This window comes from Streptomyces sp. NPDC014801, from assembly GCF_043082085.1.
Classification (GTDB): Bacteria; Actinomycetota; Actinomycetes; order Streptomycetales; family Streptomycetaceae; genus Streptomyces.
Genome location: NZ_JBIBXG010000005.1, coordinates 221539 through 229204, shown reverse-complemented (window position 1 = coordinate 229204; position 7666 = coordinate 221539). Strand labels below are relative to the sequence as shown.

4 protein-coding genes and 1 tRNA gene are annotated in these 7666 nt (G+C 70.9%); 4 read left to right on the top strand and 1 reads right to left on the bottom strand.

Annotated elements, in window-relative coordinates:
- Positions 1 to 128 precede the first annotated feature (128 nt).
- Complete coding sequence (locus tag ACF1AL_RS13300; protein WP_366836129.1) at positions 129 to 1454, bottom strand: M20/M25/M40 family metallo-hydrolase; 1326 nt, start codon at positions 1452 to 1454, stop codon at positions 129 to 131.
- A gap of 209 nt (positions 1455 to 1663) precedes the next feature.
- Between ACF1AL_RS13300 and ACF1AL_RS13295 the strand changes: the two genes are divergently transcribed.
- From ACF1AL_RS13295 to ACF1AL_RS13280, 4 genes are all read left to right on the top strand, one after another.
- Positions 1664 to 1751 (top strand) — tRNA-Leu (locus ACF1AL_RS13295).
- A 410-nt stretch (positions 1752 to 2161) separates the two neighbouring features.
- Entirely contained in the window at positions 2162 to 4294 is a 2133-nt protein-coding gene (gene glgX, locus ACF1AL_RS13290) for a glycogen debranching protein GlgX (RefSeq protein ID WP_391825958.1), read from the top strand.
- A 5-nt stretch (positions 4295 to 4299) separates the two neighbouring features.
- On the top strand, positions 4300 to 6450 hold the full coding sequence (locus tag ACF1AL_RS13285; protein WP_366836131.1) for an AGE family epimerase/isomerase: 2151 nt from the start codon (positions 4300 to 4302) through the stop codon (positions 6448 to 6450).
- 3 nt (positions 6451 to 6453) lie between these two features.
- Positions 6454 to 7662: an IS701 family transposase gene (locus ACF1AL_RS13280; protein ID WP_391825957.1), complete on the top strand. Its 1209-nt coding sequence runs from the start codon at positions 6454 to 6456 to the stop codon at positions 7660 to 7662.
- Positions 7663 to 7666: the final 4 nt, after the last annotated feature.

Sequence of the window (7666 nt, the reverse complement as noted above, 5' to 3'; positions counted from 1 at the left end):
AACCCCCCCGATTTACCTATCTTTTTTTGCCCCCACCCCCCCCCTATTCTTGTCGTCGCTTTATGTGGCTTTACACCGGGCAAACGGGGGGGGGGCCGCGCCCCCTGGGGGGCCGCCCCACGGCTCGTTCAGGACGCGTCGATGAAGCGGTCGAGCACCCGCACGCCGAACTTCAGACCGTCCACCGGCACCCGCTCGTCGACACCGTGGAACATGCCGGCGAAGTCCAGCTCCGGCGGCAGCTTCAGCGGCGCGAAGCCGAAGCCGCGGATGCCGAGGTCGTCGAAGGACTTGGCGTCGGTGCCGCCGGAGAGCATGTACGGGATGGCCTTGGCGGCCGGGTCCTCGGCGACCAGCGCGGACTGCATGGCCTCCACCAGCGCGCCGTCGAAGGTGGTCTCCACGGCCTTGTCGGCGTGCACGTCCTCGCGGCGGACGTTCGGGCCGAGCAGCCGGTCGAGGTCGGCGAGGAACTCCTCCTCGTGGCCCGGCAGGAAGCGGCCGTCGACGTGCGCGGTGGCCTCGCCGGGGATGACGTTGACCTTGTAGCCGGCGTTCAGCTGGGTCGGGTTGGCGGTGTTGCTCAGGGTCGCGCCGATCAGCTTGGCGATGCCGCCGAGCCGGGCGAGCGTGGACTCCATGTCCTCCGGGTCCAGCTCGGTGCCGAGCGCGTCGCCCAGCTCGTCCAGGAAGGCGCGGGTGGTCTTGGTGACCCGCACCGGGAACTTGTGCCGGCCGACCCGGGCGACGGCCTCGCTCAGCTCGGTGATGGCGTTGTCCCGGTGGATCATCGAGCCGTGCCCGGCGGTGCCGGCCACGGTGAGCTTCATCCAGTGCATGCCCTTCTCGGCCGTCTGGATCAGGTAGAGCCGGCGCTGCTCGTTCACCGTGAAGGAGAAGCCGCCGACCTCGCTGATCGCCTCGGTGACGCCCTCGAAGAGATCGGGGTGGTGGTCGACCAGGTGGCGGGCGCCGTAGGTGCCGCCGGCCTCCTCGTCGGCGAGGAAGGCGACCACGATGTCGCGCGGCGGGCGCCGCCCGGAGCGCAGCCGGTCGCGCACGACCGCGAGGGTCATGGCGTCCATGTCCTTCATGTCCACGGCCCCGCGTCCCCAGACGCAGCCGTCGGCGATCTCGCCGGAGAACGGGTCGTGGGTCCAGTCGGCGGCGTTGGCCGGCACGACGTCGAGGTGGCCGTGGATGAGCAGCGCGGGCCGGGACGGGTCCTCGCCCTCGATGCGGGCCACGGTGGAGGCGCGGCCGGGGTGCGACTCGAAGATCTTCGGCTCCAGCCCGACCTCGGCGAGCTTCTCGGCGACGTACTCGGCCGCCTTGCGTTCACCGGGGCCCGAGTGGTCGCCGTAGTTGCTGGTGTCGAACCGGATCAGCTCGCGGCAGAGGTCCACGACCTCGTCCTCGCCGGTGACGCCCCTGGCCGTGTCCGTCTCGCTCACGCTGCTTCCTCCCGGTGTCACTGCTGGTGGGTCCCCCTCATCCTCCCCCCGGCCCCCGTTCGGGCCCAAGACCGGTCCCGGCCCGTCACACGCCGTTCACGCGGCGCTCCCGGTGCGCCGGCCCGGGGGCGGGGGTGATCGGCCACCCCGGAAAGCCTGGTAATGTTTACGTCGTCGCCGCGAGGGAAACCCCGCACGACGCACACCTTGTCCGGGTGGCGGAATGGCAGACGCGCTAGCTTGAGGTGCTAGTGCCCTTTATCGGGCGTGGGGGTTCAAGTCCCCCCTCGGACACCAGCCGGAGCCCCGGCCGCGGAAAGCGGCCGGGGCTTCGTCGTGTGGCGCGCACGAGCGCCTTCGCCCGCCCTTGCCCGCCGCACGCACGCCCGGCCCTGCCCGCCGCACGCCCGCACTTGCCCGCCGCACGGCCCGCCGGCCCGCGCCGAGGCCCGGCAGGCTCGATCCCGCCCCTCGGGGGCGGATTCCGCAAGATTCCTGCTCGCCGGAGAACCCGCAGCCCAGCCCTCGCTCGAACGTGGGGTCACCCTTCGCACAGGCTTCCGGATTTACAACTCGCTTGACTCGACCTTACAAGCCTTGTTGACTGACTTCGGCACAGTCCCGCCACGTCGTCATGGGCCTCTTGGGTGTCTTGAACCGGGCTTTGACAACCGACGTGACTCCCAGGTGACAAGAGGTGAAGCTCTGTGAATACCCAGGGAAGCCTGATGCTGGAGCGCCGGCCCGAAGCCGCCTCGGCGGTGACCGCGGGACGGCCGCAGCCGCTCGGCGCCACCGTGGACGCCGACGGCGTGAACTTCTCGATCTTCTCGGAGCACGCGACCCGGGTCGACCTGCTCCTCTTCGACCGCTGCGACGCCGCGCAGCCCTCGCGGGTGATCCGGCTGAGCCCCGAGCAGCACCGCAGCTTCCATTTCTGGCACTGCCACGTGGCCGGCCTCGGACCCGGCCAGGTCTACGCGTACCGGATCGACGGGCCGCGCAACACCCGGCACTCGGGGGCCCGGTTCAACCACCGCAAGGTCCTGCTGGATCCGTACGCGCGGGCCAACATCAACAGCCGCTGGGACCGTCTGCAGGCCGTCGGCCAGGCCGACAACGTCGAGCACTCCATGCGCAGCCTGGTCGTCGACCTCGACGACTACGACTGGGAGGGCGACCGGCCGCTGCGCACACCGATGGCCGACACGGTCATCTACGAGATGCACGTACGGGGGCTCACCGCCTCCCCCACCTCCCGCACCGCGCACCCCGGCACCTTCGCGGCGGTCGTGGAGAAGATCCCGGAGCTGGTGCGGCTCGGCATCACGGCCGTGGAACTGCTGCCCGTCTTCGACTTCGACGAGACGCAGATCCTGCGCATGGGGCCGGACGGCACGGCGCTGCGCAACTACTGGGGCTACGACCCGTACGGCTTCTTCGCCCCGCACACCGGCTACTGCTCGCAGCCTCATCTCGCCGCCCACATCACCGAGTTCCGGGACATGGTCAAGGCCCTGCACCGGGGGGGCATCGAGGTGATCCTGGACGTGGTGTTCAACCACACCAGCGAGGGCAACGAGCACGGCCCGACGATCAGTTTCCGCGGCGCGGCCAACGAGGCGTACTACCACCTGTGGCCGCAGGACCGCAGCCGCTACATGGACTTCACCGGGTGCGGCAACGCGGTCAACGCCAACCATCCGATGGTCACCAAGTTCATCCTGGAGTGCCTGGAGTACTGGGTCACCGAGCACCACGTCGACGGGTTCCGGTTCGACCTGGCCTCGGAGATGTCCCGCGGGCCGATGGGCTACGAGATGGCGGTGCCGCCCGCGCTGTGGGCGATCGAGCTGTCCCAGGTGCTCGCCGAGACGAAGATCATCGCCGAGCCGTGGGACGGCGGCGGGCTCTACCAGGTGGGCCGGTTCCCGGGGAAGCGCTGGGCGCAGTGGAACGGCCCGTTCCGTGATGATGTGCGCCGGTTCGTGCGCGGGGACGCCGGGCTGGTCGGGGAGATCGCCTCCCGCCTCGGCGGCTCGGCGGACCTGTTCTTCCCGCAGCAGGTGCTGCCCACCAACAGCATCAACTTCGTCACCTGCCACGACGGGTTCACGCTCAACGACCTGGTGAGCTACGACCACAAGCACAACCACGCCAACGGCGAGGCGGACGCCGACGGCGCGCACGAGAACTTCAGCTGGAACTGCGGCGTCGAGGGCCCCACCGACTCCGAGGAGGTGGAGCGGCTGCGGATCCGCCAGATCAAGAACTTCCAGTCGATCCTCATGCTGAGCCGGGGCGTGCCGATGATCCTGGCCGGCGACGAGTTCCGCAACAGCCAGGGCGGCAACAACAACGCCTACTGCCAGGACAACCAGGTCTCCTGGCTGGACTGGGAGCAGGCCGAGAAGGAGACGGAGATCCGCTCCTTCGCCGAGCGGGTCATCGCGCTGCGCAAGCGGTTCGCGACCTTCCGCGAGCCCCGCTTCTTCACCGAGCGCCTCAACGAGCGGGGCGTGCCGGACGTGACCTGGCACGGCACCCGGCTGAACTGCCCCGGCTGGAACGACCCCGAGGCCCGCGTCCTCGCCGCGACGCTGGGCGGCTTCCAGGGGGACCCGGACCTGCACCTGATCCTGAACATGTTCCACCTCGGTCTGGACTTCGAACTGCCGGTCCTCGACGGCCACCGCTGGCACCGGGTGCTGGACACCGCCTGCCCCGGCCCGCGCGACCTGCGGGCCCCCGGCGACGAGGAACCGGTCGACGCGCACTCCTTCCACGCCCACGGCCGCAGTGTCGTGCTGCTGGTGTCCCTGCCCGACGAGAAGGGTTGACCGACATGAGCGCCACCGCCGAACGCCGCACGTACTCCGACACCCTCGCCGGCTACGTCACGTACTTCAGCCCCACCGAGCACCGGTTCGGGCTGCGCACCTCCGACGGCCGCGAGTTCACCGTGCACCTGGCCCGCAACGTCGTCTCCCGGATCGTGCGCAACCTCGGCGACGGCTACCGCGACACCACCGGGCAGACCCGGGACATGCTGAGCTCGGGCCGCTTCCTGTTCGCCTACGGGATCTTCTACGAGTGGGAGGGCGGCTCGCGCTTCGAGGCGAAGGAGATCACCTTCCCCGAGGAGAGCCGCGGCCAGTACGTCTTCGAGCACCCGCGGTGGTGGGTGCAGCAGGCGGCCGCGATCGCCGACTTCTACCTGCGCGGTCAGTTCCCCGACGGCAAGTTCGACTGGCGTACCTACCGCACCCATCTCACGCTCGACGGGGCGCACCTGCCCGAGCACGCCGGGCAGAACGTGCGGCAGGAGACCGACACCATCTCCCGACTGGTGTACGGCCTGGCCACGGCGTATCTGCTCACCGGCGAGGACCGGTTCCTGGACGCGGCCGAGAGCGGCACGGAGTACTTACGCCAGTACATGCGCGTGGACGACCAGCAGGACGGGATCGTCTACTGGTACCACGGCATGGACATCACGCCGAACGGGCAGCGCAAGGTCTTCGCCTCCGAGTTCGGCGACGACTTCGACGCCATCCCGATGTACGAGCAGATCTACGCGCTGGCCGGGCCGACCCAGACGTACCGGATCACCGGCGACCCGCGGATCCTTCAGGACATCGACCGCACGGTCGCGCTGTTCCAGCGGTACTTCCGCGACGAGGAGCGCGGGGGCTTCTTCTCGCACATCGACCCGATCAACCTCAGCCCCTGCGACGACGCGCTCGGCCGCAACCGTTCGCGCAAGAACTGGAACTCGGTCGGCGACCACGCCCCGGCGTATCTGATCAACGCCTTCCTCGCCACCGGCCGGCAGGACTTCGCCGAACTGCTCGAGGAGACGGCGGACGCGATCGTCGAGCACTTCCCGGACGAGCCGGCCAGCCCCTTCGTCCAGGAGCGCTTCCACGAGGACTGGACCCCCGACCGCACCTGGGGCTGGCAGCAGGACCGGGCCGTGGTCGGCCACAACCTGAAGATCGCCTGGAACCTGACCCGGATCAGGGCGCTGCGCGACAAGCCGGAGTACGCCGGAACCGCCGACCGGATCGCCGAGATCATGCCGGCCGTCGGCAGCGACCAGCTGCGCGGCGGCTGGTACGACGTGGTGGAGCGGCGGCCCGACCCGGACAGCGGCATCCACCGGATGGTGTGGCACGACCGCAAGGCCTGGTGGCAGCAGGAGCAGGCGATCCTCGCCTATCTGATCCTGGCGGGCTCCTCCGGCAACCCCGAGCAGCTGCGTCTCGCGCGCGAGGCGGCCGCCTTCTACAACGCCTTCTTCCTGGACCACCAGGACGGCGGTGTGTACTTCAACGTGCTGGCCTCCGGCATCCCCTACCTGGTGGGCACCGAGCGGCTCAAGGGCTCGCACTCCATGTCGGGCTACCACGCCCTGGAGCTGTGCTACCTGGCGGCGACCTACACCGGTCTGCTGATCAGTCACGAGCCGCTCACCCTGCACTTCCGCCCGCGCCCCGCCGATCTGCCCGAGCGGGAGCTGCGGGTGGCGCCGGACCTGCTGCCGGCCGGTTCGGTGGAGCTGACCCGGGTGTGGGTGGACGGTGTGCCGCACCACCACTTCGACGCCAAGCAGCTGACGGTGAAGCTCCCGGAGAGCGACGTCCCGGTGCGGGTGCGGGTCGAGCTGGAGCCGGTCCAGATGCGGCTGCGGATCCGCAGCGAGTTCGACGGCGGCACCGCGCACGTGCGCTGCGGCGGCGCGGTGGACGGCACCGAGCTGGACAAGTTCCGCCGGATGCTCGGCGAGGTGATGGCCGCCGGTCCCCGGCGGGTGGAGTTCCACCTCGACGAGGTCACCGAGATGTGCCGGCCCGCCGTCAACGAACTCCTCGTGCAGCGCACCAAGGCGGGGCTCGACGTCGACTTCGTCGTCGTCGGCAGCGTCCTGCCCGAGATCCGCGCGGCCCTGCTCGCAACCGACGCCTTCGTACTCGACGAGGGCGAGGAGGACTGATCCGTGACCATCACCCTGTCCCCCGGCCCTGTCGCCGCCGGACGAAGCGACCGCCCGGCGCCCGAGCCGCCCGTGCAGCCGGTGGACTTCTCCGCGTACTGCCAGGACCTCTTCGGCACGCTGGCCCGTTCCGACCAGCGCCGCTGGGGCGAGGTGTACGTGCGGGGGCTGCTCGGTGTCTCCGGGCGCAAGACGCCGGCGCGCATCTCCGAGCATGTGCTGGGGCGGCCGGCCGTGCAGCAGATCCAGCAGTTCGTCAACCAGAGCCCGTGGTCGTGCGGTCCGGTGCGCCAGCGGCTCGCCGGGCGGGTGAGCCGGGCGCTGCGCAACGAGGCCTGGTGCGTCGACGAGGTGGTCTTCACCAAGAACGGCGACCGGTCGGTGGGGGTGGCCCGGCAGTACGCCTCCTCGCTGGAGCGCACGGTGAACTGCCAGCTGGCGCTCGCCACCTCCCTGGTGGGCCGGCACGGCGGGGTCCCGGTGAGCTGGCGGCTGCTGCTGCCGCAGCGCTGGGACCGGGACGAGCGGCTGCGCCGGCAGGCCCATCTGCCGTCGGAGGAGCGGGCCCGGCCGCGCTGGCGGTACGTCCTGGAGGCCGTGGACGAGATGCTGGACGAGTGGTTCCTGGAGCCGCTGCCGGTGCTGCTGGACTGGCGCGGCGAGGGTGACCTGGGGGCGCTGCTGCGGGGCCTGGAGGCCCGGGGGCTGGCGTATCTCGTGCAGGTCGCGCCGACGGTGGCGGTCACGCTGCCGCGGCCCTGCGCGGGCTCCGCGCCCGGCAGCGGCACTTTGCAGGAGCTCGCGGCGCACGCGGCGCAGCACCGCGAGCGCACCCCGATCGTGTGGCAGGACCGGGCGACGTCGCGGCCGCGCCAGTCGCAGGTGCTGTCGGTGGCCGCGCTGCTGCAGTCGGAGGCGCCGCACGGCGGCGGGGCCGGGGCCCGCGCGGCCCGCCGCCCCCGGCACCTGGTCACCGACTGGCCCTACGGGCGGCCGGAGCCGCGCACGTACTGGCTGACGAACCTGCCGGCCCGCAAGGTGGCGGACGTGCTGCCGCTGGCCCAGTTGCGGGCGCTGTCGGGGCAGAGTCTGGAGCGGCTGCAGCAGGACTTCGGTCTCGCGGACTTCGAGGGCCGTTCGTTCCGCGGCTGGCACCACCACGTCACGCTGGCCTCGGTCGCCCTCGGGTTCGACGCGCTGCGCCGGCCCTAGGGGG